This is a genomic window from Paraburkholderia sp. GV068 (genome assembly GCF_003058125.1).
Taxonomy (GTDB): Bacteria; Pseudomonadota; Gammaproteobacteria; order Burkholderiales; family Burkholderiaceae; genus Paraburkholderia; species Paraburkholderia graminis.
Genome location: NZ_QBUB01000001.1, coordinates 1,039,554 through 1,064,647 on the forward strand (window position 1 = coordinate 1,039,554; position 25,094 = coordinate 1,064,647).

Here is a 25,094-nt window from a genome sequence, read left to right on the forward strand (position 1 = left end):
GGGGCCTTTAACAAATCGATACATGAGCGCAGCCCGCAGCCCTTAACATGACGGTTACTTGTTCCATTCATGCAGAGGGGCTTGCACGCGTGTGCCGCGATGCAGCCCGCTCTGTTCCGCTTTCAGGGTAACCAACATGCTGATCAATTGCGCCGCCTATCAGGACGGCCGGAAGCTGGCAGACATCGACATCGATAGCATCAGCGACTACGTCGCGCGGCCCGAGTGTTTCGTGTGGGTCGCGTTGAAAGATCCGGGCCCGGGCGAGCTCGCGGTGATGAAGCACGAGTTCGGTCTGCACGACCTCGCAATCGAAGACGCGCAAAACGGTCATCAACGGCCGAAGATCGAGGAGTACGGCGAGTCGCTGTTCGCGGTCATGCACACTGTCGAGATGGACGAGGACGGCGAACTGCTGCTCGGCGAGGTCGACGTATTCGTCGGAGCGAACTATGTGCTGTCGGTGCGGCGCGGCACGCGCGCGGGTTTTCAGAACGTGCGGGCGCGCTGCGAGCGCGAGCCGCAGTTGCTGAAGGCGGGCTCCGCGTTCGTGCTGTATGCGCTTGCGGATGACATCGTCGACCGTTATTTCCCGATCATCGACGCGGTGAACACCGAGATCGAAGCCATCGAAGACCGCATTTTCGAGCGCAACAATTCGGCGGCATCGCGCGCGATCATTCAGGATCTGTATTCGCTGAAGCGGCGCCTCGTGATTCTTCAGCATCACATCGCGCCGCTGCAGGAAGCGATCAGCAAGCTCACGGGCGGGCGCATTCCGAGCGTCTGCGAAGGCATGCAGGCTTACTTTCGCGACGTGTACGACCACCTTGAGCGGATCGTGCGGATCATCGACGGACGGCGCGAAATGGTCGTAACCGCCGTGCAGGTGAATCTCGGCATGATTTCGCTTGCGGAGAACGAAGTGACCAAGCGGCTCGGTTCGTTCGCCGCGCTGTTCGCGGTGCCGACGATGATCGCCGGCATCTACGGCATGAATTTTCAGAACATCCCCGAGCTGCATTTCCGCTACGGCTATCCGCTTTGCCTAGGGATCATGCTCACCGTCGACCTCATCCTCTACTGGCGTTTTCGCAAGGCCGGCTGGCTCTGAGCGCAAAGCCGCGCTTGCGCGCCGGTCCTGCTTGCACGCGGCGCAATAAAAGTCCAGCATAGGCGGCCCGTCGGCGGCGGAGATTGCAGCCGACGGCAACACCGTCACACGCGGACACAAGCGAGGACCCATTGCCAACCATCGTCTGCCGGACCGTCTGCGAGGCGTTTCGGAGCCCGGCCGTCGGGCGCTCGTGCGAGCCGCCCCGACGCGCCGCACTTTTTGCGCGCCGATGCACTGCAACACTTTGGATCGTTGACAGTTTGGCCGCGATGCGCTGAGAATGAGTCCCGCAAACGTTTGCGCGTAACTAAAAATACGGCTCGACAGAGCCTGACAAACCCAGGAGATATGCATGAGCAATCGCATTCGCCGCCGCATCGTGGCGGCCGCAATCCTCGCCACCGCCAGCACCGCCTTGCCGTTTTCCGCCGCCTATGCCCAGACGGCGCCCGCTCATAAGCCGAAAGTCGCGCTCGTCATGAAGTCGCTCGCCAACGAGTTCTTCCTCACGATGGAAAACGGCGCGAAGGACTATCAGAAGCACAACCCGTCGCAGTTCGACCTGATCACGAACGGCATCAAGGACGAGACCGATACGGCGAACCAGATCCGCATCGTCGAACAGATGATCGTCTCCAAGGTCGACGCGATCGTGCTGGCGCCGGCCGACTCGAAGGCGCTCGTGCCGGTCGTGAAGAAAGCGGTGGACGCGGGCATCATCGTTGTGAATATCGACAACCGGCTCGACCCGGACGTGCTCAAGTCGAAAGACCTGAACGTGCCGTTCGTCGGACCGGATAACCGCAAGGGCGCGCAGAAGGTCGGCGACTATCTCGCGAAGAAGCTGAAGGCGGGCGACGAGGTCGGCATCCTCGAAGGCGTGTCGACCACGACCAATGCGCAGCAGCGCACGGCCGGCTTCAAGGACGCGATGCAGGCGGTCGGCGCCAAGGTGGTGTCCGTGCAGTCGGGCGAATGGGAAATCGACAAGGGCAACGCGGTCGCTTCCGCGATGCTCAACGAGTACCCGAACCTGAAGGCGCTGCTCGCGGGCAACGACAACATGGCGATCGGCGCGGTTTCCGCGATCCGCGCGGCAGGCAAGCAAGGCAAGGTGATGGTGGTCGGCTACGACAACATCAATGCGATCAAGCCGATGCTGAAGGACGGCCGCGTGCTCGCCACCGCCGACCAGTACGCCGCCAAGCAGGCCGTGTTCGGCATCGACACCGCGCTGAAAGCGTTGAGCGAGCACAAGAAGCAGTCGCAGTTGTCGGGCGTGGTGGAAACGCCGTGCGACCTGGTGACGAAATAAGCGCCGCCAGCGCATGACCGACTAGCAGGGCGCGCGGATTCGCGCCGCATCAGCACGCGAATCCGCGCCTACTATTCAATGAACGCTCAATAGCCGCTCAAGAAACCCGCCGGGCCGCCGTTAATTCAGAGGTAAGCGTCATGACGGCGGCCGTGCGGCGAGAGGGAGCGCGGCCAGAGCGCCTGCGCATTCCGCGCATTGGGCCGGCATTGACCGCGCGGCGCCCGGCGCCGTCTCGCCCGAGCAGATCGTGTGAGACGCGCCTCGCGCCGCGAAACAGGATCGCGATGGATTCAACCGACCACGACGCCTTGCCTGCCGTGCTGTCCGTCAGCGGCATCGGCAAGACCTACGCCGAACCGGTGCTCGCCGACGTGTCTTTGTCGCTGCGCGCCGGCGAGGTATTGGCGCTCACCGGCGAGAACGGCGCCGGCAAGAGCACGCTGTCCAAGATCATCGGCGGACTCGTCGAGCCGACCGCCGGCACCATGCAGCTTGCCGGCAAACCGTATGCGCCGGCGAGCCGCACCGAAGCCGAGGCGCTCGGCGTGCGCATGGTGATGCAGGAGCTGAATCTGCTGCCGACGTTGTCGGTGGCCGAGAATCTGTTCCTGAACCGCTTGCCGCGCGCGGGCGCGTTCAGCTTCGGCTGGATCGATCGCCGCAAGCTGCGCGAGGACGCGCGTCACGCGATGGCGCAAGTCGGGCTCGACGCGATCGACCCCGATACGCTCGTCGGCGAGCTTGGCATCGGTCATCAGCAGATGGTGGAGATCGCGCGCAATCTGATCGACGACTGCCGCGTGCTGATTCTCGACGAGCCGACCGCGATGCTGACCGCGCGCGAAGTCGATCTGCTGTTTGAGCAGATCGAGCGCCTGAAGGCGCGCGGCGTCGCGCTCGTCTATATCTCGCACCGGCTCGAAGAACTGGCGCGAGTCGCCGGGCAGATCGCGGTGCTGCGCGACGGCCGCCTCGTGCACGTCGACGCAATGGCCAATCTGACCAGCGACGAAATCGTCACGTGGATGGTCGGCCGCGAGCTTGGCGAGCAGATCGATCTCGGCGTGCGCAAGATCGGCGCGCCGCTCTTGCGGGTCGAGCGGCTTTCGCGCGGCAAGGTGGTCCGCGACGTGTCGTTCGAAGTCCGCGCGGGCGAAATCTTCGGCATCAGCGGGCTGATCGGCGCGGGCCGCACGGAGTTGATGCGGCTGATTTACGGCGCCGACCCGAAAGACGGCGGCACGGTGGCGCTGGCTCCGACGCCCGGCGCACCGCCTGCGCCGGTCAGGATCGATTCGCCGTCGGACGCGGTGCGCGCGGGCATCGCGCTCATCACCGAAGACCGCAAAGGCGAGGGTCTGCTGCTGCCGCAGCCGATCGCGGCGAACGTGTCGCTCGGCAACATCGGCAGCGTGGCGCGGCACGGCATCGTCGATGCGAAGCGCGAGAACGCGCTGGCGAAAAAGCAGATGGACGCGATGCGGATTCGCAGCTCCGGCCCGGCGCAGATTGTCGGCGAGCTGTCGGGCGGCAATCAGCAGAAGGTCGTGATCGGCCGCTGGCTCGCGCGCGATTGCCGCGTGCTGTTATTCGACGAACCCACGCGCGGCATCGACGTCGGCGCGAAGTTCGATATTTATGGCTTGATGGGCGCGCTGGCTCGTGAAGGGCGCGCGCTCGTCGTGGTGTCGAGCGATCTGCGCGAACTGATGCTGATCTGCGACCGGATCGGCGTGATGTCGGCGGGAAGCCTGACCGGTGTGTTCGAGCGCGGCACGTGGTCGCAAGACGCGTTGCTCGCCGCCGCTTTCGCCGGCTATCGCGGCCGCGAAGCGCTGCTGCACGACCTCGACGCCAATGAAGCAGGGAGTTTGTCATGACCGATCAATCGTTGCGCGACGCGCCGGGCGCGAAACATGGCGCGGATGGGAGCAAGGCCGCCGCGAATGCGAATGCAAACGCCGCGCCGCCGGCCGATCCGTCGGCGCCGCTCGCGAGCGGCAAACCCGCGGGCACCCGGCTCGGCTTTTCGAACTACCTCGGCCTCGCCGGTGCGCTGCTCGCCATGATCGTGCTGTTCTCGCTGCTGAGTTCGCACTTTCTGACGTACGACACGTTCAGCACGATCGCCAACCAGATTCCGGATCTGGTGGTGATGTCGGTCGGCATGACGTTCGTGCTGATCATCGCCGGCATCGATCTGTCGGTCGGGTCGGTGCTTGCGCTTGGCGCGTCGGTGGTGAGCGTGGCCGCGTTGAAGTGGGGCTGGGGCCCGCTGCCGTCCGCACTGCTCGGCGTCGCAGCCGCCGCGCTGACCGGCACGGTCACCGGCGCGGTCACGGTCGGCTGGCGGATCCCGTCGTTCATCGTGTCGCTCGGCGTGCTCGAAGCGGCGCGCGGCCTCGCGTATCAGATGACGAATTCGCGCACCGCCTATATCGGCGATGCGTTCGATTTTCTGTCGAACCCGATCGCGGTCGGCATCTCGCCGGCCTTCCTGATCGCGGTGGCGGTGATGATCATCGCGCAGCTCGTGCTCACGCGCACGGTGTTCGGCCGCTACCTGGTCGGCATCGGCACGAACGAGGAAGCCGTGCGGCTCGCGGGCGTCAATCCGCGGCCGTACAAGGTGATCGTGTTCGCGTTGATGGGCGCGCTCGCGGGCCTTGCGTCGCTGTTCCAGATTTCGCGGCTGGAAGCGGCTGACCCGAACGCGGGCGTCGGCATGGAACTGCAGGTGATCGCGGCCGTGGTGATCGGCGGCACGAGTCTGATGGGCGGGCGCGGTTCGGTCATCAGTACGTTTTTTGGCGTGTTGATCATTTCGGTGCTGGCGGCCGGCCTCGCGCAGATCGGCGCGAACGAGCCGACCAAGCGGATGATTACCGGCGCGGTGATCGTGGTCGCGGTGGTGCTGGATACGTATCGCAGCCGCCGCAAACGCGCCTGACATGTTCAGCGTAACGTGTGGCGGGTGCCAGAAGGGCGATTTGCGGTAAAGCGTAAGAATTCATGAGTACGGCGTGTTCGATGAGGACGTCCCGGGGTCGGCGCAAAGTCTGACTGGCGGGAAAAACAGGCGGGAGAGCAACAGGTTATGGCGACGATCAAGGATGTAGCAGCCGTGGCGGGCGTGTCCTTCACGACGGTATCGCACGTCGTGAACAACTCGCGGCCGGTGTCGGCCGACGTGCGCGCGAAGGTCGAGCTCGCCATCCGCCAGCTTCACTATGTGCCCTCGGCGGTGGCCCGTTCGCTGAAGGCGCGCGCCACCGCGACCATCGGACTCGTGGTGCCGAACAGCACCAACCCGTATTTCGCGGAACTGGCGCGCGGCATCGAGGACGGTTGCTCCCGCAACGGCTACTGCGTGTTTTTCTGCAATTCCGACGACGACCCCGCGAAGCAGCGCAACTATCTGCGTGTGCTGCAGGAAAAGCGTATCGACGGGCTGATCGTCGCGTCCGCCGGCGACGACGCGGTGCTCGCGCAGACGCTTGCCGACGCTCGCGAGCCGCTTGTGATCGTCGACCGCAATATTGAAGGCGTGAACGCGGACCTCGTGCAGATCGATCACGAGAAGGGCGCGTATCTCGCCACGCGTCATCTGCTGGAACTGGGGCACGTGCGGATCGGCTGCATTAGCGGGCCGGTCGACACGGCGGTGAGCGCGATGCGCGTGCACGGCTTCATTCGCGCGATGAGCGAGCGCGGCATCGAGATTCCGCCGGACGCGATCGTCGAAAGCGATTTTTCGGGTACCGGCGGCCATCGCGCGGCGGCGCAACTGTTCGACACCGTGAAGCCGTCGGCGATCTTCGCCTGCAACGACATGATGGGCATCGGCGCGCTGCGCGCGGCGGCGGAGCGCAATATCAGCGTGCCGCGCGACTGCTCGATCATCGGTTTCGACGACATCGAGCTCGGGCGCTTCACCTATCCGGCGCTGTCGACGGTCGGGCAGTCGGTGCGCGCGCTCGGCGACATGGCCGCGCAGACGCTGATCGAACGGATTGCCGGCAAGTCGTCGGCGAACGCGCGGCCGGGCGGGCGCAGGCGCGTCGTGTCGCCGCGGCTGATCGTGCGCGAATCGACGGCGACGTGGGCGGGCGCGGGAAAGCGTCATCTGGCCGCGTGATCGGGCTGCAGTGCAGCGCGGCGTATCGGCAGCTTAGAAGCAGGACAACGGGAGAAATGAGTGGCCAGTAAGGAAACGCGCTCACGCGTGGCAGTGGTCGGCAGTCTGAACATGGATCTGGTGGCGCGCGCGCCGCGTCTGCCGCATCCCGGCGAAACGCTGGCCGGCCGCACCTTCGCGCAGGTCGCGGGCGGCAAGGGCGGCAACCAGGCGGTGGCCGCGGCGAGGCTCGGCGCGCAGGTGTCGATGCTCGGCTGCGTCGGCGCCGATGCGAACGGCGCGCAATTGCGCGCGGGGCTGGAGGCGGAAGGCATCGACTGCGCGGCGCTCGAAACCGGGCGCGAGGCGACGGGCGTGGCGCTGATCGTCGTCGATGACGCGAGTCAGAACGCGATTGTGATCGTCGCCGGCAGCAACGGCGAGGTGACGCCTGAGACGATCGCGCGCCACGAAGCGGTGCTGGCTGCCGCCGACGTGGTGATCTGCCAGCTCGAAACGCCGCTCGCCACGGTGCACGCGGCGCTTGCCGCGGCGCGGCGCCTCGGCAAGACGGTCATTCTGAACCCGGCGCCGGCCACCGGGCCGCTGCCCGCCGAGTGGCTGCCGCTGATCGACTATCTGATTCCGAACGAGCTGGAAGCCGCGACGCTCACTGGTTTGCCGGTCGGCTCGCCCGAAGAGGCGGCGACGGCCGCTGCCGTGCTGCGCGCGGCGGGCGCGCGCAATGTCCTGGTGACGCTCGGCCCGCGCGGCGTGCAGGCGGCGCTCGAAGGCGCGGCGCCTGTGCTGTACGACGCGCCGAAAGTCGAAGCCGTCGATACGACGGCGGCGGGCGATACGTTCATCGGCGGGTTCGCCGCGCAGCTTGCGGAAGGCGCGGACGTGGATGCGGCGATCCGCTTCGCGCAGCGCGCCGCGGCGCTGTCGGTGACGCGCGCCGGCGCTCAGCCTTCGATTCCGACGCGGGCGGAGTTGGGCGGGTAGGTTGTTGGGGGCGACGCTGAACTGCGCTCGCCTGGTTTCTTCGTCGTAGTTCAAAGGCTTGTGTTCGGCTGCGCAGCGCAGACGCGGTGCGCCCAAGCGCGCGCGGGCCAGCTTGCCCGCTTAAACTCGCCATTGCCGCCCGAGCCGTAGACGCGCGGCCCAAGCCGCAGGTCTCCTTTCCCGCAACTCAAAGCCCTCACATTGCCGCTCGAGCCGCAGACGCCTCGCGGCAAGCTGCATTCGTCCGTCGCTCCCAGCTTGTCCCTGCGCAGCCTTGCAACTACCGCCCCCCCCGCTCAGCCATCCTCCCACCCACCTTGTAACTCTTTCCGCCTCATCTCCCGCCTTTCCTCAGACGTATAAAAACTTCAAGTCCGCATCGCAACTGCCGTTAATGCGGCTATCAGAGCGCCGACGAAACCAATAACAACCAACCGCGCGCAGGCCGTCATCGGACTTTTATTGCTGCAAAGCAGCCTCTCAAGCACAGGACACTTTATGTTGAACAAGGGCATTTCGATCAAGGCCCGCATTGGCCTCACGATGGCTTTTCTCGCCGCCTTGCTGCTGGGCATCGGCGCGTTCGGGCTGTTCGGCATGAGCCGTTCCAACGACGCCTACCAGGAAACCTTCACGAATTCGATGCCGAGCGCCGTGAACATCGGCAACGCCGAACTCTATGCGGCGCGCGAGCGTCTCGCGCTCGATCGCGCGGCCTTCATGATCGGCACGCCGGAAAGCGCGCCGACGCTGGAACGCGCGCGCTCGATGCGCACGACCTCCGACATGTGGTGGAAAAAGTATATGGATCTGCCGCGCGACGCCGACGAGGACCGTCTCGCGCGCGACGTGGTCAGCAAGCGCGACGCGCTGCACCAGCGGGCCGACGCGTTCGCCGCGGTGGTCGCGGCGAGCGACCAGAGCAAGCTGATCGACGGTGCCAAGCTTCTGCAAAGCGCCTACAACGAACTGGCGACCTCCGACGACGCACTGCGCAAATATCAGTTCGAGCTGGCGCAAGCCGGCTACGATGACGCGCAATCGAACTTCCATATGTTCCGCATGGTCAGCATCGGCGCGCTGATTGCCGGTATCCTCGCCGCGTTGCTCTCGTACGTGGCGCTCAGCCGCGCGATCGCACGGCCTCTCGCCGAGGCGCTCGACCATTTCGACGCGATCGCCGCAGGGGATCTGCGCCGCCAGGTCGTCGTCAGCTCACGCGACGAGATGGGCCAGATACTGGAAGGCATCTCGAAGATGCAGCGCAGTCTCATCGAAACGGTACGCGCGGTGCGCGGCGGCAGCGAATCGATTGCGACTGCCACGCGCGAGATCGCCGCCGGCAACATCGACCTGTCCTCGCGCACCGAAGAGCAGGCGTCGGCGTTGCAGGAAACCGCGTCGAGCATGGAAGAACTGACCGGCACCGTGAAGCAGAACGCGGACAACGCGCGTCAGGCGAGCGCGCTCGCGGCCAATGCGTCGGAAATCGCCAACAAGGGCAGCGCGGTGGTCGGCCAGGTCGTCGGTACGATGGGCGAGATCAACCAGAGCTCGGCGAAGATCGCCGACATCATTTCGATCATTGAAGGCATCGCGTTCCAGACCAACATCCTCGCGCTCAACGCGGCCGTGGAAGCGGCGCGGGCCGGCGAGGAAGGGCGCGGCTTCGCGGTCGTGGCGGGCGAAGTGCGCAGCCTCGCGCAGCGATCGTCGGCGGCGGCGAAGGAAATCAAGGAATTGATCGACACCTCGGTCGACCGCGTGCAATCGGGCTCGGCGCTCGTCGATCAGGCCGGCCGCACGATGAACGAAATCATCGGCGCGGTGCAGCGCGTGACCGACATCATGGGGGAAATCGCCGCGGCGTCGGAAGAGCAGAGCAGCGGCATCGACCAGGTTGCGCGCGCCGTCACGCAGATGGACGAAGTCACGCAGCAAAACGCCGCACTCGTCGAGGAAGCGGCGGCGGCAGCGTCGTCGCTCGAAGATCAGGCGGACAAGCTGCGCGGCGCGGTCGCCGTGTTCCAGCTCAGCGACGAAGGCAAGGCGTCGGGCGGTTCGTTGGCGAAGCACACGCCGACGCCTGCGCGTGCCGTCTCTGCTGCGCCGCGGGCAGTTTCCCGGACCGTCGCCCACGCACGCTCAGCCGCCGCGCCGCGTGCGGCCGCAGCAGCCCCTGCGCAGCCCGTGACGGCTGCGCACGCTCCGGCCGCCGCCTCGGCGCCTGCGGCACCGAAAGCCGCGCCGGCTCCGCGCGCGCCGGCGAAGTCCGCCGCCGTCGTCAGCGCCGGCAGCGATCAGGACTGGGAAACGTTCTGACGGCATCCGCGGCGTTTGCCGCACGGCTGCGCGAGCGCCGGACAGGCGCCGTGCAACCGGCGTTCCCGGCGCGACGGCGTCTGAATCGACGTCACGACGCCCGAGCCGCCTATATTGAAGACAGCAACGAAAAGACCGCGCCTGCTGACGCAGCCGCGGTCTTTTTTTATGGCGTGCGCATTAAGTCGCATTTGCGAAGCGGCGGGCGCCCTGGCGAGCCTCGCGATCCGGTACATTGACGGGCGGGTGACGGTAATTCGTAACCGGATCGCCGGCGAAGCACGGGTTGGCAAAGCGGCAGTGTGCAAGTCGGCGCCGCGCCCGACCAGTGCATCGCGCTCCACGTCACGTCACGCTTGCCGGTCAGCCGGTCAGCCGGTCAGCCGGTCAGCCGGTCAGCCGGTCAGCCGGTCAGCCGGTCAGCCGGTCAGCCGGCCAGCCGCTCGCCCTCACGCTTCTCACGCTTCTCATGCTTCAAACGCACGTTCAATGCGCCAGCCACAAAGGACCGACATGACGCCACACGACCTCGCGCATCGCCTCGTCGAAGCACGCCGGCAGCATCGCCCGATCGACGGGCTGCCCTCCGAACAGTTCCCGCCCGACGCCGCGACCGCGTATGCGATCCAGCAGGCGGTCATAGCAGGCCTCGGCGACTCCACCGGCGCGTGGAAGATCGGCGCGAAGGCGCCCGGCGGATCGACCTCGGGCGCGCCGATCCCGGCTTCGCTGGTGCGGGCTTCGCCGGCGCGCGTCGAGCATGCGGGCTTCTTTCGCGTACTCGTCGAGCTGGAGATCGCGTTCCGTTTCACCGAGGTCATCGAGCCGCGCAGCCGCGCCTATACGCGCGACGAGGTGCTCGCGCTCGTCGGCGTGGTGCTGCCGGCCATTGAAATCGTCGATAGCCGCTTCGCCGAATGGCCGAACATCGCGCCGCTCGCTCAACTCGCCGACGCGCAAAACAACGGGGCGCTCGTCACCGGTCATCCGGTCCCGTATGCGGGGCTCGCGCGCGGCTTCGACTTCGTGTCGCCGGAACTGGAACTGAGCTTCGACGGCGAGTCGCTCGTGCCCGACGCCACCGGCAATCCGGCCGGCGATCCACGCGAATTGCTGGTGTGGTTCGTCAACCATTGCGCCGCCATGGGCATCACGATCGAACCGGAATGGACGCTGACCACCGGCTCTTACGTCGGTGCGCATAAAGTGGGAAAGCCGGGCATCGTGCGCGGCCACATCGACGGACTCGGAGAGGTCGAGATCGAACTGACCTGATTGCGCGACACTGTGTCATGTGACACAGCGCTGCATTTCTTTCGACGCCGTCCTTGTAACGGCGCATTACAAACTCATCATCAAGCGGCTGCCCACGGGCGGCCGTTTTACATTTGACGCGTCGCCGAGGACTCCTTAGCCGTATACCCTATTGAAGCGGTTGCGCGCCGCGCCGTTATCCAGTTAACAAAGTTGAACGACAGTTCAACGAGGCATCGACAACGTAAAGCGGAGCAAAGCCGACCATGCCGTCGACGCGGTTATGCAAAGCATGTGAAGCATCGCATTGATAGCAAAGCATGCGCAGCGATGTGATGGAACAAAAGCTCGCGTGCATGGACGAACTGCATGAACGTGCGACGCCGAACGCCGCTTGCAACTTTGGTCGATCGACGTGTAACAGATGCGCACACAGGTAGACCAAATGCGTGTCAAAGCGTTAAGGAAGCAAGAGGCGAAAGCAGAAAAGAGTGGGGACGTAGCGCGAAAATGCGCGATGTGCGGCTGATGCGAGGCTTCAAGGTACGCGACGTGCGTGTGCAGGCAACGCGTGAATGTAACTGCTGATGAGTGCCGTCAAAGAAGTAGTGAAGCGACACTGTGAAGCGAGGTCGTCAAGCAACGTTCGCGGCACTGTTCGACGCGCAAGATTGTAGGTGGTCGAAACGGTGTTTCCAAGTGATGAATGTCGGGAGGCCCGCACGGCGCGATTTTCGCAACGTAGTTCGTGAAAAAAAATTTAAAAGGGTTTAGGATGAATTCGAGCGATGTCGTTTCCGAATAGCGCGCCGCGCACGACATCGGTCTAGACTTCGGCGAGGAGGTAGCATGGATATCTACAGCAGTTTCGCGACCCGCTTCGAGAAAACGCGAGAGGACGAACTCTCGCTCGAGGAGTACCTCGCGCTCTGCAAAGACAATCCCGCCGCGTACGCCACGGCTGGCGAACGCATGTTGACGGCAATCGGAGAACCCGAACAGATCGACACTCGCAACGATCCGCGCCTGTCGCGCATCTTCGCGAACAAGGTCATCAAGGTATACCCCGCATTCCGTGAGTTCTACGGAATGGAGGAGGTGATCGAGCAGGTGGTCGCCTACTTCCGGCACTCGGCCCAGGGGCTCGAAGAAAAGAAGCAGATTCTGTATCTGTTGGGCCCGGTCGGCGGCGGTAAATCGTCCATCGCCGAACGTCTGAAGCAGCTCATGGAGCGCGTGCCGTTCTACGCGATCAAGGGCTCGCCTGTGAACGAATCGCCGCTCGGTTTGTTCGATTACGACGAGGACGGTCCGATCCTCGAAGAGCAATACGGCATACCACGCCGCTACCTGAAAAGCATTCTGAGCCCGTGGGCGGTCAAGCGCCTGCACGAGTACAACGGCGACATCCGCAAGTTCCGCGTGGTGCGGCGCTATCCGTCCATCCTGCGGCAAATCGGCATCGCCAAAACGGAGCCGGGCGACGAGAACAATCAGGACATCTCCTCGCTCGTCGGCAAGGTCGACATTCGCAAGCTCGAGCAATACGCGCAAGACGATGCGGACGCCTACAGCTACTCCGGCGGCCTGTGTCTCGCGAATCAGGGCCTGCTCGAATTCGTCGAAATGTTCAAGGCGCCGATCAAGGTGTTGCACCCGCTGCTCACCGCGACCCAGGAAGGCAACTTCAAGGGCACGGAAGGCTTCGGCGCGATTCCTTTCGACGGCGTGATCCTCGCGCACTCGAACGAGTCGGAGTGGAAAGCCTTCCGCAATAACCGCAACAACGAAGCCTTGCTCGACCGGATTTTCGTCGTGAAGGTGCCGTACTGCCTGCGCTATTCGGAAGAGATCAAGATCTACGAGAAGCTGTTGCGCAATTCGTCGCTGGCTAATGCTGTCTGCGCGCCCGGCACGCTGAAGATGATGGCGCAAATGTCGGTGCTCACGCGCTTGCAGGAGCCCGAGAATTCGAGCCTCTTCTCGAAGATGCAGGTCTACGACGGCGAGAATCTGAAGGACACCGATCCGAAGGCGAAGTCGTACCAGGAATACCGCGACTTCGCGGGCGTCGACGAAGGCATGACCGGCGTGTCGACCCGCTTCGCGTTCAAGATTCTGTCGCGCGTGTTCAACTTCGATTCGACCGAAGTCGCGGCCAATCCGGTGCATCTGATGTACGTGCTCGAACAGCAGATCGAGCGCGAGCAGTTCCCACCGGAAACCGAGCAGAAGTACCTGTCGTTCATTAAAGACGTGCTCGCGTCGCGTTACGCGGAATTCATCGGCAAGGAGATCCAGACGGCGTATCTCGAGTCGTACTCCGAATATGGGCAGAACATTTTCGATCGCTATGTGACGTATGCGGACTTCTGGATTCAGGATCAGGAGTTCCGCGATCACGACACCGGCGAGAGCTTCGACCGCGCGGCGCTCAATGCCGAGCTGGAGAAGATCGAGAAGCCCGCGGGCATCAGCAACCCGAAGGACTTCCGCAACGAGATCGTGAACTTCGTGCTGCGCGCGCGTGCTGCGAATGCAGGGAAAAATCCTGCGTGGATCAGCTACGAAAAGCTGCGCGTCGTGATCGAAAAGAAAATGTTCTCGAATACGGAGGAACTGTTGCCGGTCATTTCGTTCAACGCCAAAGGTTCGGCGGAAGAACAGCGCAAGCACGAAGACTTCGTCAACCGGATGGTGGCGAAGGGCTACACGCCGAAGCAGGTGCGCTTGCTGTGTGACTGGTATCTGCGCGTGCGCAAGTCGTCATGATACGCACTGCGTGCCGCTCGCGCGGTCCGACCGCGCGAGCACCCTGCGAGCCGCAAGCTGCATGGACATAGCATCGGGCCATCCAGCGTGCGTCTCGCGCACCCGAATTTGGGCAGTATGGGAGACCGGGCGTGCTTCATCAAATCATCGACCGCAGGTTGGCAGGCAAGAACAAAAGCATTGCAAATCGCGAGCGTTTTTTGCGCCGCGTCAAGAACTACATTCGTCGCGCCGTTTCGGAAGCGGTGCGCGACCGCAGCATTAAAGACATTCAGAACACCCAGAGCATCACCATTCCGCGTAAGGACATCGCGGAGCCGTCGTTCCGGCACGGACCGGGCGGCCGGCGCGAAATGGTGCATCCAGGCAACTCCGACTACATCCGCGGCGACAAGATTCAGCGGCCGCAAGGCGGTGGCGGCGGAGGCGGCGGCAGTCAGGCGAGCAACGAAGGCGAAGGTCAGGACGACTTCGTGTTCGAGCTGAGCCGCGAAGAATTCATGCAGTATTTCTTCGACGATCTCGAACTGCCGCGGCTCGTCAAAACCCATCTGATGGCCGTGCCCACATGGAAGAGCATCCGCGCGGGCTGGGCGGCCGAAGGCACGCCGAACAACATCGACGTGGTCCGTTCGCTGCGCAGCGCGCTTGGCCGCCGCATCGCGCTCGGTGCGCCGCTCGTCAACCAGTTGCACGAAATGGAGCGGCAACTCGAGGTGCTGAAGGCCGACCCCGACGATCGCCGCGAAGAAATCAAGCTGCTCGAAGACGAGATCCACCATCTGCGCGGGCGCATCTGGCGCATTCCGTTTATCGACCCGTTCGACCTGCGTTACGTGAACCGCGTGAAGCAGCCCACGCCGTCGAGCCAGGCCGTGATGTTCTGTCTGATGGATGTGTCCGGTTCGATGGACGAGCAACGCAAGGATCTCGCCAAGCGCTTCTTCATCCTTCTTTATCTGTTTCTCAAGCGCAATTACGAAAAGATCGAGGTGGTGTTCATCCGCCACCACACGCGCGCCGAGGAGGTCGACGAAGACACGTTCTTCCACTCGACCGAAAGCGGCGGCACGGTGGTATCGAGCGCGCTCGAGCTGATGCAGAAGGTGATGGACGAGCGCTATTCGCCGACTGAATGGAACATTTACGGCGCCCAGGCGTCCGACGGTGACAACTGGACCGACGACTCGCCGAAGTGCCGCAAGATACTCTCGGATGACATCCTCGAGAAGGTGCGCTATTTTGCGTATATTCAGGTGACGCCCGAAGAGCAGAACCTGTGGCTCGAATATGCACAACTGGCCTTGAGCCAGCCGCATATGGCGATGAAGAAGGTCGAAACCGCGGCTGACATCTATCCGGTGTTTCGCGAGTTGTTTGAAAAGCAGGTGGCGTCGTCATGACGACCAAACATTTGCATAACGAAGCGCGCGGCTATCAGCCGGAGCGTGGGACAGGCGTGCCGCAGCGTGAGTCGGGGCATGCCGAGGCAGGGGCGGACGAAGAGCGGGCCGCCGCAGCCGGAGCAGTCGACAACGCTGACGCACGGGGACACACCGGAACGCCCATCGAGGGGCAAAGGGAAGTCCGTATGAACGTAGCCGATAGACGGCCTTTGCCGTGCCCGTCCGACTGGACCTTCGAGTTGATCGAGGAGTACGACTCCCATATTGCCCGTGTTGCAGAGCAATATGAACTCGACGTGTATCCGATCCAGCTCGAACTCATCAGCGCTGAACAGATGATGGACGCGTATGCGTCCGTCGGCATGCCGGTGAATTACCGGCACTGGTCGTTCGGCAAACACTTTCTCTCTACCGAAAAAAGCTACCGTCGAGGGCAGATGGGGCTCGCGTACGAGATCGTGATCAACTCGAACCCCTGCATCGCGTATCTGATGGAAGAGAACACGATGACGATGCAGGCGCTCGTCATCGCGCATGCGGCGTATGGGCACAACTCGTTCTTCAAGGGCAACTATCTGTTCCGGCTGTGGACGGATGCGCATGCCATCATCGACTACCTCGTCTACGCGAAGAATTACATTGCGGAATGCGAGGAGCGCTTCGGGCTCGACCGCGTGGAAGAACTGCTCGATTCGTGCCACGCGCTGATGAACTACGGCGTGGACCGCTACAAGCGTCCGCAGAAGCTGTCGCTGGAAAAAGAATTCGCCGCGCGTCGCGAACGCGAGGCGTATCTGCAATCGCAGGTGAACGAGTTATGGCGCACGCTGCCCACGCGACATACGCCGCTGCCCGAGGAAATCGAGGAGCGTTATCCGCCTGAGCCGCAGGAAAACCTGCTGTATTTCGCGGAGAAAAACGCGCCGCTGCTCGAGCCGTGGGAGCGCGAGGTGATCCGCATCGTGCGAAAAGTGGGGCAGTATTTTTATCCGCAGCGGCAGACGCAGGTGATGAACGAAGGTTGGGCCACGTTCTGGCACTACACGCTGCTTAACACAATGTACAACCAGGGCAAGCTGGAAGACGGCTTCATGATGGAGTTCCTCCATTCGCACAGCAATGTGGTCTATCAGCCGCCCGTCACCAAGCCGTACTACAGCGGCATCAATCCGTACGCGCTGGGTTTTTCGATGATGAGCGACATTCGCCGCATCTGCGAAAACCCGACCGAGGAAGACCGCAAGTGGTTCCCGGAGCTGGCCGGCAGTCCGTGGTTGCCCGCCATGCACTACGCGATGCGCAACTTCAAGGACGAGAGCTTCGTCGCGCAATATCTGTCGCCGCATCTGATCCGCGAAATGCGGCTGTTCTCAGTACTCGACGACGACATGCGCGACGCGCTGGAAGTCTCGGCGATCCACGATGACAGCGGCTATCAGTACGTGCGCCAGGCGTTGTCGCGGCAGTACGACATGCATCATCGCGAGCCGAACATTCAGGTGTGGTCGGTGAATACGCGCGGCGACCGCAGTCTGACGCTGCGGCATTTCATGAGCGACAACCGGCATCTTTCGTCCGATAGCGACGAGGTGCTCAAGCACATGGCGCGCTTGTGGCAGTTCGACGTGTATCTGGAAAGCGTCGACGAAAACGGCACGGTCAGGAAGCGTTACGAGTGCCGCTACGTGCCGCCGGCCGTGAGGGCGTGAGGACGTCTCACGGCGTGAGGGTCTTTTGGGCGCGCCCGCCACTGTCGTGGCCGGCGCGCCAGTCTTTATGGTGTCGAAGCCTGGCAGGCGATTCGCGCGCGGCCTGTCACGAGTTACGCGTGGGCACCCAGATCAGCCAGAAAATCGCGGGCGCGTTCCGACAAGCCCGGCGCGAGGTTTAGCGCCTGGGTGGCCGCCGTGCCGACCCGGCTGCGCGCGTTTTCCTCGAGTTCGTCGGCGGCTGTCGTCAACCAGTCTGGAAACTTCTCCGCGAGCGCGTCGATCAACACGGCGGCCTGCCGCCGGTCCTTGTCCGCCTTGAGCGCCCGCGACGGGTCGCGAAGCGTGCTGACGACAAGCTTGTGAAGCGCGAATCTGGCGGGGTCGGGCAGCATGACCGGCACCACGTGTTCCTTGCCGAGGATAAAGCCTTGCGTAGGGTTCGTTACCAGATACCTGAAGTAGGGAAGTCCGGTTGCGTGGGCGCGCAAGTGCGGCAAGGCCTTCGTCTCGTACGCTTCCGTACCCGGCACGAGCAAGTCCACCTTGAGGTGCTGTCCACGCGCCTTGAACGACGTGGACGGCTTTCGCGAGTGCAGTTCCGGCATCTCGAGAAACGGAATGCCGCTATCACGAAGGATGTCGAGAAAGCTGCGCTCTTCGGGGATAGCCACCGAAATGCTCCCGGCGCTGCCAATGTCGATATCTTCCGTCCGGTAGTTCGCAGGCAGCCGCACGCCCAGGCTGTTCAGAAGCGCGCCGAAGGCGTGGGAGCCGGCCAGCACTCCGCCGTGGCTGAAGATGCCCGCGTTGAAGAGCGTTGCCAGCGTGAGCGCCGAAGAGTTGTCCGCGGCGGCAAAGTTCGCCTTGCGCAGTATCTGGACCTCGGCGGCAAGCGCGCGCATCTCCGCGCTCTCGAGTAGTTTCGCCTCGAGCGCAGCCTCGGTAGCGGGCTCGCCTGCGCGGCCAAGCGACGTTTCCTTATGCTTTCCCGATGCCAGATAGACGCGCCAATAGGTGTACGTTTTCCCGTCGACGGTCTTCTGGGCCGCCGAGCCCGGAGAGTGCAGGGGAATATGACCTTGTGCGCCGGCGCGCTCGGTGACGGACGAATACAGCGTTTGCAATGCGTCGTTGTGGAAGCTGGCCATTGCTGGCGTCTCCTCATACCCTGTGATTGAGCATTAAGGTATAAATTCACAACAGTCAAATTTATACCTCACGATTAAACCCGAGGGATAAACCAGGAATGAGCTCCGAACTGTGCCGGGACCGGACTGGCGACGGCGCTCGCCGTAGCGCTTGCCAACAAACCCCCAACTTTTACTTGCGATTCTGTAAAATTCGCCCACGCTAAAAATCGCGTGCTGAAGGCGGCGCCACGACCGTCGCCTCCGTTCAAGAGACAAGGAAGACAACATGACCGACCTCACAGACCACAGCGTGGCCTCCGCCCACGACACGCGGCGCCGCATTTTCGCGATCGTCGGCGCTTCATCGGGCAATCTCGTCGAGTGGTTCGACTTTTACGTCTACTCGTTCTGCGCGCTGTACTTCGCGCCCGCGTTCTTCCCAAGCGGCAACACCACCACGCAATTGCTGAACACGGCCGGCGTGTTCGCGGCAGGCTTTCTGATGAGGCCGATCGGCGGCTGGTTCTTTGGCCGTCTCGCCGACAAGCACGGCCGGCGTACCGCGATGATGATCTCGGTCTTCATGATGTGCGGCGGCTCGCTGGTGATCGCCGTGCTGCCCACGTACGCGCAGATCGGCGCGCTCGCGCCGGCGCTGCTGCTCGTCGCGCGGCTGTTCCAGGGACTCTCCGTGGGCGGCGAATACGGCACCAGTGCAACGTATATGAGCGAGGTCGCGCTGAAAGGGCGGCGCGGCTTCTTCGCGTCGTTCCAGTACGTGACGCTGATCGGCGGCCAGTTGTGCGCGCTCCTCGTGCTGGTGATCCTGCAACAGACGCTCTCGACCGCGGAACTCAAAGCCTGGGGCTGGCGCGTGCCGTTCGTGATCGGCGCGATCGCGGCGCTGGTCGCGCTCTATCTGCGTAAATCGCTCGATGAAACCACTACCGCCGCGACGCGTCAGCGCAAGGAAGCGGGCACGCTGCGCGGCTTGTGGCAGCACCGCGTCGCGTTCATGACGGTGCTCGGCTTCACGGCGGGCGGCTCGCTGATTTTCTATACGTTCACCACGTATATGCAGAAGTATCTGGTGAACACGGCGGGCATGAATGCGAAGACCGCCAGCAACGTGATGACCGCGGCGCTCTTCGTCTACATGCTGCTTCAGCCGCTGTTCGGCGCGCTGTCGGACCGCATCGGCCGGCGTCGTTCGATGCTGTGCTTCGGCCTCTTCGCGACCATCGGCACGGTGCCGCTTCTGCATGCGCTGAAGGACGTGACGAGCCCGTATGCGGCGTTCGGTCTCGTGGTGCTGGCGCTTGCCATCGTCAGCTTTTATACGTCGATCAGCGGCCTCATCAAGGCGGAAATGTTCCCGCCCGAAGTGCGCGCGCTCGGCGTGGGCCTCTCGTATGCGGTGGCGAATGCGATCTTCGGCGGCTCGGCCGAATACGTGGCGCTGTGGCTCAAGTCGACCGGCAGCGAACCGATGTTCTACTGGTACGTGACCTTGATGTGCGCGATCGCCGGCATCGTCGCGCTGCGCATGCGCGATCCGTCGAAAGAAGGGTATTTGCGTCACGAACCGTGAGCCGAGGCGCGGGCTCGGGTGCGTGCTTAGGTGCGTGCTCAGTGCGTGTTCACGCCACCACGATTTCGGTGCCCAGTACGTGCAGAAGGTCGCGCAGCGCTTCGGCCTGCGCCATCTTCGCGTCGCTGCGCAGGTGGATCTGCACGGCTCGCCCGGCAATTCCGTCGATGGGTTGAGCGAGCCACAATTCCACCGCCAGTCCCAATCCCTCGGGCTGATTGGCGGCGACCGGCTCGATCACACGCGGCTTGAAACAGGCACTGTCGGACATGGCGAATCACCTCGGACTTGATGACGTGTCCGGCTCATCGTAATCAGCGGCGCGCGCGAGTCCAAGCAACAAATACGCCTTTGCTAAGCAGAGGATGCTTAGCAGAAAACGCGCTGACGGCGCATGTCGGCGACCGCCGACGACGTCGCCGCGATCAGCGCGATTCGGTCATATCGGCGGTGAGTTCCGCGACAAGCTCTTTGATGGTTGTGCCGGGTTCACCGGTCAAGGCTGTAACAGGAGCCGCCGTTGCCACGGCGGTTGCAGCCACCGTTGCTGCTGCCGTAACCGTGGCTGCGGCGCTCGCCCTCACCACGCTCTCCGTCTCCGCCATCACCACATCCCCCGCAGCAATCCCCGCCCGTCCGCGCGCATTCACCGCCGCTCGCGAAAGCATCAGCAGATGGTAGTAAAGCCGCGCGCTGAATCCATAGCGATACGCGAACAGATGACCCAGCGCGATCTTCAACCCGAGCCGCGCCTGACGATTCCTCGCATGCACCGACACGACGATCGGCGCGAGCCGCCGGAGCGCGAGCTTGCGCGAAGGCTCGAGCTGCGGCGGCAACTTCAGCTTCCTGACGAACGCGTAGGCGCTCAGCGTGGCTGCCGCCGCAGTCCCGCGCGTGCTGTGCGAAATCGAAGTCGCGGTCTTGCGATACACCGACACGTAATCGTGCAGATAAAAGACCTCGCGCGCGGCGAGGCACAGCTCGGTGCCGAACACGAAGTCGCAGCACGCGCCGTATTGCTCCTTATAGCCGACGCGCCTAACGAGCCGCGCGTCCGCCATCCAGCCGTTGTTCGGGAACATCTGAACGAGCCCGGTTCTGCCCGGCAGCGGCTGCAAGCCTTCGGCGTCCTTCGTGCGCCTGAACGCCGCGTTGAGCCGCGCGCTGGCCTCGACGTCGATCGCGCCGTCATGGTTGGCTTCGTACTGTGCGCCGAACGCCGCATCGAGCCGTGGATGCAGTTTCCACAGCGACACGAGTTTTTCGACGCCGTCGGTGGTGAGCAGGTCGTCGTCGTGAAGCAGCAGAATCTTGTCGCCGAGCGCGCGCTCGAACAGGCTCGCGACGTTGCGCGCCTGGCCAAGCGGCGGCTCGTTCCTCGCATAACGGATGCGCTCTTCGCTCAACTCGTGCGGATAACGCGACGCGAGCAGTTGCGCGGTGCGCGCATCGTTTGAATCGTCGCCGATCACGATTTCCAGATTGCCGTAGGTCTGCGCAAGACACGAGTCGATGCACTCGACGATCAGCTCCGGCCGGTTGCAGGTCGGCACGCAGATCGACACTTTGGCTGGCTCGGCGGAGGGCACGGGAATGGACATGGGCGTCGCCTTTGTTATCTGTTGAAGGGGCGGCAGCCGGCTGCTTGTTCGCATACATCGCTGCAAGCAGAAAAGTAGTGCATCGCGCCGAAAAAATATTCGGTAAAAAAGCGGAAAAAATGTCTGCTGTATGAAAGCTGCGGAAAGGGAAAAATTTATGCGGCTTTGCGCGCTCCAACGCAGCAAAGCCGCTTCCAGACCTGCGCTTAATTTCAGCCGACTGACGGCTCGCCTTCACCCGGCTTCTGACCCGGACGGTCCGCCGGCGACTGATCGCGGTCGGCGTCGCCGCGCTCCGGCAGCTTGCTCTTTTCGTTGTCGCTATGTACCGCGGGGTGCGGATGGGCGATGTCGTCGGGCTTGTCGTTGCCTTGCTGCTTGGGGTCGGCCATGGCGTTCTCCTGATCTTGAAGACCTAACTCAGGAAGCAAAGCCCGGGCCTGCGCTTCACTCGGCATGAGCGGCGCCCGTCAGCGAAATGATGAAATCGATAAAGGCGCGCACCTTGGCCGGCGGATGGTGCCGCGACGGATAAAGCGCGTAGAGCGGATAAAGCTCGTCGCCCCATTCGGGAAAAAGCTCGACCATCTTGCCGCTCGCGAGCAAGGATTCCGCGCCGAGCGCGAGGATTTGCGCGATGCCCTGGCCCGCGGCGCACACGCTGTGCAAGGTGCCCACATCGTTGACGGTCAGGCGGCCTTGCGGCGTGACGACGATTTTCTTGCGGCCGCGATGAAACTCCCAACTGAACGGATAACCGGTCAGCGGATCGCGAAACTTGATGCACGCATGCTGGCCGCTTTCGAGTTCCGCAGGATTCGCCGGATGCCCATGCTTCTTCAGATACGACGGCGCGGCCACCGTCAGAATGCGCGTGTCGAGCAGCTTGCGCGCGATCAGCGACGACACCGGCGGCTCGCCAAAGCGGATTGCAACGTCGAAACCGTCGCCGACCATATCGCCCAACTGGTCGCGCGTGATCAGTTCGAGCTGCAAATCGGGATGTTTGTCGACGAAACCGCCGAGTCTCGGTCCGAGCACGAGGCGCGAAAAGAACGGGTCCATGTTCACGCGCAGGCGTCCGCGCACGGCCGTCGCGCCTCGGGCGGCGCTGGCCGCCGCGTCCTCGAGGCCGCTTAGCAGCGGCACGATCTGTTCGTAGAAGCGCCGGCCTTCGTCGGTGAGCGTGACCGAGCGCGTGGTGCGATCGAATAGCCGGATGCCGAGCCGAGCCTCGAGCCGCGCCACCGAACGGCTTACGCCCGATTGAGACATGTCGAGCGCAACGCCTGCTGCCGCGAAGCTGCCGCAATCGACGATCGCCGTCAGCACGCCCATGCCGTTCAGCACGCGCTCGTCAAATGGCATCGGAGAATCCTTTTCTTGTTCGTTGACGCGGTACATGCTAACGCGAAACGCGCGGCGGGGAGCCCGTCCACGAAGGATCGCGGGTCCGTCATGCGCGGCGCATATGAGAAGCGACAGCGTGTGAAAGCAACGCGGCGGCGCGGACTCAGTTGCAACGTTACCGAACCCGAACCCGAACCCGAACCCGAACCCGAACCCGAACCCGAACCCGAACCCGAACCCGAACCCGAACCCGAACCCGAACCCGAACCCGAACCCGAACCCGAGCGCGAATCAGCGCCCCGCGCCCTGGCTAGCCGGCGCGCGCACGGCGGGCGCCGCGTCGAGATGGCGGAACACCCACGCGGACAGCAGCGTGATCGCGCCGACGCAGACGAAGCTCAGCCGGAAGCCGAGGGCCGCCGAGCCCCATTGCGCGGCAAAGAGCTTCACGAGCCCGCCGCCGATGGATACGCCCAGGCCGATCGCCAGCATCTGCACCATCGAAAAGAGGCTGTTGCCGCTGCCGGCGTCTTCGTGCGAGAGGCCCTTGAGCGTGACGCTGTTCATCGCCGCGAACTGCATGGAGTTGGCTGCGCCGAATATCGCGAGAATCACGATTTCGACGATGAGCGGCGTGCCGCGCGAGATCGACGCAAACGCCACGATCGACGAACCGACGATGAGCGTATTCACCAGCAGGAAGAGGTCGTAGCCGTAGCGCCGCACGAGCGGCGCGATCCAGCGTTTGGCGACCGTGCCGGCGAGCGCCGCGGGCAGCATCATCAGCCCCGAATGCAGCGGCGTGTAGCCAAGCTGAAGCTGCAACAGCAGCGGCACCAGAAACGGCACGGCGCTCGAGCCGATGCGGCACACGAGGTTGCCGATCAGCCCCACGCTGAAATTCGGCTCGCTGAACAGCGACAGTTTGAAGAGCGGGTTACGCCGCCGCCTCGCGTGCGGAATGTAGGCGAGCGCGCTCACCGCCGCGAGCGCGAACAGCGCCGCGGACCACGCCGCCTGATGCGTCGGCACGGGGGCATCGACGGCCAGCGAAAACGCGATCATGCAAAGCGACAACAACCCGCAGCCGATGAAGTCGAACGGCGGCGCCTGGGTCTCGCCATGCGGCGGCAAAAAACGCTGCACCGCGTAGAGACCGGCGGCGCCGATCGGCACGTTGATCAGAAAGATCCAGTGCCATGTGATCGCCTGGACGAACCAGCCTCCGAGCGTTGGTCCGACAATCGGGCCGAGCTGACCGGCGACTGAAATAAACGCGAGCGCCGCGACGTATTGCTCACTGGACACGCTGCGCAGCACGGCGAGGCGTCCGATCGGCAGCAGCATCGAGCCGCCCACGCCTTGTAGCACGCGCGCGAGCACGAGTTCGCCGAGCGTGTGCGCGCTCGCGCAGCAAATCGAGCCGATCACGAAGACGAGGATCGCGGCGAAGTAGACGCGCCGCGTGCCGAAGCGGTCGGCGAGCCAGCCGGAGGCGGGCGTGAGCATCGCCATCGTCAACGTGTAGGCGACCACGATCGGCTGCATCGCAAGCGGCGCGACATGCAGGCTGTGCGCGATGGACGGCAGCGCCGTGTTCACGATCGTCGTGTCGAGCGACTGCATGAAGAAGCCCGCGGCGACGATCCACAGCAGCGCGGTATGCGACGAATCCCTGGTCATGTGATGGCAAGCGGCGGCGCGCGGGCGCCGGTTAAGCGGAGTTTTTTGTCAGCAAACGCTTCAATGATACGGCATTGAGCGGTGTTGCAAGGCGGGAATGGGGAGGGCGTGCGAGCGGTGGAGGTGTGCGGTACGAGTGCGCAGCGCGAGCCGCCTCTTTGAATCGCGTGATCCAGCCGAGTTGAAAGAGGCGCTGCGCCAGCGGTGCTGCTATGTACAGTGACGCGCTTATTCAGGCATCGAGCGGAACGAAATCGCGAAGCGGTTCCATGCGTTGATCGTGGAAACGAGCAGCGTGAGGTCGACCAGTTCTTCGTCGCTGAAGTGAGGGCGGACCGCTTCCCACACGGCGTCGGGCACGTGATCGTGCGAGATGAGCGTCAACGCTTCCGTCCATTCGAGCGCGGCGCGTTCGCGATCCGTGAAGAACGGTGTTTCGCGCCACGTCACGACCGTTGCAAGACGGCGGTCGGTTTCGCCGCCTTTACGGGCGTCGGTGGTATGCATGTCCACGCAGAACGCGCAGCCGTTGATCTGCGACGCACGCAGGCGAACCAGTTCCGCGAGCGACTTTTCAATCGACGATTTGCCGATGCGTTCTTCGAGGCCCAGCATTGCCTTGATCGCAGCGGGACTGGCTTTGTAGTAGTTCAGACGTTGTTTCATGATTCACTCCTTCGCTTTGGTGGGACGCATCCGGTGATGCGATGAGT

General features: G+C 63.7%; 19 protein-coding genes. 12 read left to right on the top strand and 7 right to left on the bottom strand.

Annotated elements, in window-relative coordinates; translation table 11 throughout:
• Positions 1 to 136 precede the first annotated feature (136 nt).
• From corA to C8K18_RS04745, 11 genes are all read left to right on the top strand, one after another.
• Complete coding sequence (gene corA / locus C8K18_RS04685; protein ID WP_053858160.1) at positions 137 to 1,114, top strand: magnesium/cobalt transporter CorA; 978 nt, start codon at positions 137 to 139, stop codon at positions 1,112 to 1,114.
• A 355-nt stretch (positions 1,115 to 1,469) separates the two neighbouring features.
• Positions 1,470 to 2,432 carry a sugar ABC transporter substrate-binding protein gene (locus C8K18_RS04690; protein ID WP_006051711.1) on the top strand — a complete coding sequence of 321 codons (963 nt, stop codon included), beginning with the start codon at positions 1,470 to 1,472 and terminating at the stop codon, positions 2,430 to 2,432.
• A 287-nt stretch (positions 2,433 to 2,719) separates the two neighbouring features.
• Positions 2,720 to 4,315, top strand: a complete 1,596-nt coding sequence (locus C8K18_RS04695) for a sugar ABC transporter ATP-binding protein (protein ID WP_006051710.1) — start codon at positions 2,720 to 2,722, stop codon at positions 4,313 to 4,315.
• Complete coding sequence (locus C8K18_RS04700) at positions 4,312 to 5,385, top strand: ABC transporter permease (protein ID WP_029968580.1); 1,074 nt, start codon at positions 4,312 to 4,314, stop codon at positions 5,383 to 5,385. The genes C8K18_RS04695 and C8K18_RS04700 overlap by 4 nt, the downstream gene beginning before the upstream one ends.
• A 147-nt stretch (positions 5,386 to 5,532) precedes the next feature.
• Entirely contained in the window at positions 5,533 to 6,573 is a 1,041-nt protein-coding gene (locus C8K18_RS04705; protein WP_006051708.1) for a LacI family DNA-binding transcriptional regulator, read from the top strand.
• 60 nt (positions 6,574 to 6,633) lie between these two features.
• On the top strand, positions 6,634 to 7,557 hold the full coding sequence (gene rbsK, locus C8K18_RS04710; RefSeq protein WP_029968579.1) for a ribokinase: 924 nt from the start codon (positions 6,634 to 6,636) through the stop codon (positions 7,555 to 7,557).
• 498 nt (positions 7,558 to 8,055) lie between these two features.
• Positions 8,056 to 9,879 (top strand): methyl-accepting chemotaxis protein, encoded by a 1,824-nt coding sequence (locus C8K18_RS04715; protein WP_107706768.1) that lies wholly within the window; start codon positions 8,056 to 8,058, stop codon positions 9,877 to 9,879.
• 513 nt (positions 9,880 to 10,392) lie between these two features.
• A complete protein-coding gene (locus C8K18_RS04725; protein ID WP_107706770.1) occupies positions 10,393 to 11,154 on the top strand; it encodes a 2-keto-4-pentenoate hydratase in 762 nt (253 codons plus the stop codon).
• An 828-nt stretch (positions 11,155 to 11,982) separates the two neighbouring features.
• On the top strand, positions 11,983 to 13,905 hold the full coding sequence (locus C8K18_RS04735; protein ID WP_013339422.1) for a PrkA family serine protein kinase: 1,923 nt from the start codon (positions 11,983 to 11,985) through the stop codon (positions 13,903 to 13,905).
• A 131-nt stretch (positions 13,906 to 14,036) separates the two neighbouring features.
• Positions 14,037 to 15,308, top strand: a complete 1,272-nt coding sequence (locus tag C8K18_RS04740) for a YeaH/YhbH family protein (RefSeq protein WP_006053195.1) — start codon at positions 14,037 to 14,039, stop codon at positions 15,306 to 15,308.
• Positions 15,305 to 17,020 (top strand): SpoVR family protein, encoded by a 1,716-nt coding sequence (locus tag C8K18_RS04745; RefSeq protein ID WP_006053194.1) that lies wholly within the window; start codon positions 15,305 to 15,307, stop codon positions 17,018 to 17,020. The genes C8K18_RS04740 and C8K18_RS04745 overlap by 4 nt, the downstream gene beginning before the upstream one ends.
• Positions 17,021 to 17,133: 113 nt before the next feature.
• Here C8K18_RS04745 and C8K18_RS04750 read toward each other — a convergent pair whose 3' ends face one another.
• A complete protein-coding gene (locus tag C8K18_RS04750) occupies positions 17,134 to 18,171 on the bottom strand; it encodes a GSU2403 family nucleotidyltransferase fold protein (protein WP_053858155.1) in 1,038 nt (345 codons plus the stop codon).
• 268 nt (positions 18,172 to 18,439) lie between these two features.
• Between C8K18_RS04750 and C8K18_RS04755 the strand changes: the two genes are divergently transcribed.
• Complete coding sequence (locus C8K18_RS04755) at positions 18,440 to 19,744, top strand: MFS family transporter (protein ID WP_006053192.1); 1,305 nt, start codon at positions 18,440 to 18,442, stop codon at positions 19,742 to 19,744.
• 49 nt (positions 19,745 to 19,793) lie between these two features.
• On the opposite strand, the gene C8K18_RS04760 is transcribed toward C8K18_RS04755, so the two are convergent.
• From C8K18_RS04760 to C8K18_RS04790, 6 genes are all read right to left on the bottom strand, one after another.
• Entirely contained in the window at positions 19,794 to 20,015 is a 222-nt protein-coding gene (locus C8K18_RS04760) for a hypothetical protein (protein WP_006053191.1), read from the bottom strand.
• A gap of 154 nt (positions 20,016 to 20,169) precedes the next feature.
• Positions 20,170 to 21,348, bottom strand: a complete 1,179-nt coding sequence (locus C8K18_RS04765) for a glycosyltransferase family 2 protein (RefSeq protein ID WP_107706771.1) — start codon at positions 21,346 to 21,348, stop codon at positions 20,170 to 20,172.
• 212 nt (positions 21,349 to 21,560) lie between these two features.
• Complete coding sequence (locus tag C8K18_RS04770) at positions 21,561 to 21,740, bottom strand: hypothetical protein (protein ID WP_107706772.1); 180 nt, start codon at positions 21,738 to 21,740, stop codon at positions 21,561 to 21,563.
• A 55-nt stretch (positions 21,741 to 21,795) separates the two neighbouring features.
• Positions 21,796 to 22,716, bottom strand: a complete 921-nt coding sequence (locus tag C8K18_RS04775) for a LysR family transcriptional regulator (RefSeq protein WP_053859034.1) — start codon at positions 22,714 to 22,716, stop codon at positions 21,796 to 21,798.
• Positions 22,717 to 22,989: 273 nt separating this feature from the next.
• Entirely contained in the window at positions 22,990 to 24,381 is a 1,392-nt protein-coding gene (locus C8K18_RS04785; RefSeq protein ID WP_107706774.1) for a DHA2 family efflux MFS transporter permease subunit, read from the bottom strand.
• 228 nt (positions 24,382 to 24,609) lie between these two features.
• Complete coding sequence (locus tag C8K18_RS04790; RefSeq protein ID WP_029968571.1) at positions 24,610 to 25,047, bottom strand: carboxymuconolactone decarboxylase family protein; 438 nt, start codon at positions 25,045 to 25,047, stop codon at positions 24,610 to 24,612.
• Positions 25,048 to 25,094: the final 47 nt, after the last annotated feature.

Excerpts from the sequence above, each read along its gene's own strand:
- corA (WP_053858160.1), top strand. The coding sequence starts at position 137 with ATGCTGATCAATTGCGCCGCCTATCAGGACGGCCGGAAGCTGGCAGAC.
- C8K18_RS04690 (WP_006051711.1), top strand. The coding sequence starts at position 1,470 with ATGAGCAATCGCATTCGCCGCCGCATCGTGGCGGCCGCAATCCTCGCC.
- C8K18_RS04695 (WP_006051710.1), top strand. The coding sequence starts at position 2,720 with ATGGATTCAACCGACCACGACGCCTTGCCTGCCGTGCTGTCCGTCAGC.
- C8K18_RS04700 (WP_029968580.1), top strand. The coding sequence starts at position 4,312 with ATGACCGATCAATCGTTGCGCGACGCGCCGGGCGCGAAACATGGCGCG.
- C8K18_RS04705 (WP_006051708.1), top strand. The coding sequence starts at position 5,533 with ATGGCGACGATCAAGGATGTAGCAGCCGTGGCGGGCGTGTCCTTCACG.
- C8K18_RS04715 (WP_107706768.1), top strand. The coding sequence starts at position 8,056 with ATGTTGAACAAGGGCATTTCGATCAAGGCCCGCATTGGCCTCACGATG.
- C8K18_RS04725 (WP_107706770.1), top strand. The coding sequence starts at position 10,393 with ATGACGCCACACGACCTCGCGCATCGCCTCGTCGAAGCACGCCGGCAG.
- C8K18_RS04735 (WP_013339422.1), top strand. The coding sequence starts at position 11,983 with ATGGATATCTACAGCAGTTTCGCGACCCGCTTCGAGAAAACGCGAGAG.
- C8K18_RS04745 (WP_006053194.1), top strand. The coding sequence starts at position 15,305 with ATGACGACCAAACATTTGCATAACGAAGCGCGCGGCTATCAGCCGGAG.
- C8K18_RS04750 (WP_053858155.1), bottom strand. The coding sequence starts at position 18,171 with ATGGCCAGCTTCCACAACGACGCATTGCAAACGCTGTATTCGTCCGTC.
- C8K18_RS04755 (WP_006053192.1), top strand. The coding sequence starts at position 18,440 with ATGACCGACCTCACAGACCACAGCGTGGCCTCCGCCCACGACACGCGG.
- C8K18_RS04760 (WP_006053191.1), bottom strand. The coding sequence starts at position 20,015 with ATGTCCGACAGTGCCTGTTTCAAGCCGCGTGTGATCGAGCCGGTCGCC.
- C8K18_RS04765 (WP_107706771.1), bottom strand. The coding sequence starts at position 21,348 with ATGTCCATTCCCGTGCCCTCCGCCGAGCCAGCCAAAGTGTCGATCTGC.
- C8K18_RS04770 (WP_107706772.1), bottom strand. The coding sequence starts at position 21,740 with ATGGCCGACCCCAAGCAGCAAGGCAACGACAAGCCCGACGACATCGCC.
- C8K18_RS04775 (WP_053859034.1), bottom strand. The coding sequence starts at position 22,716 with ATGCCATTTGACGAGCGCGTGCTGAACGGCATGGGCGTGCTGACGGCG.
- C8K18_RS04785 (WP_107706774.1), bottom strand. The coding sequence starts at position 24,381 with ATGACCAGGGATTCGTCGCATACCGCGCTGCTGTGGATCGTCGCCGCG.
- C8K18_RS04790 (WP_029968571.1), bottom strand. The coding sequence starts at position 25,047 with ATGAAACAACGTCTGAACTACTACAAAGCCAGTCCCGCTGCGATCAAG.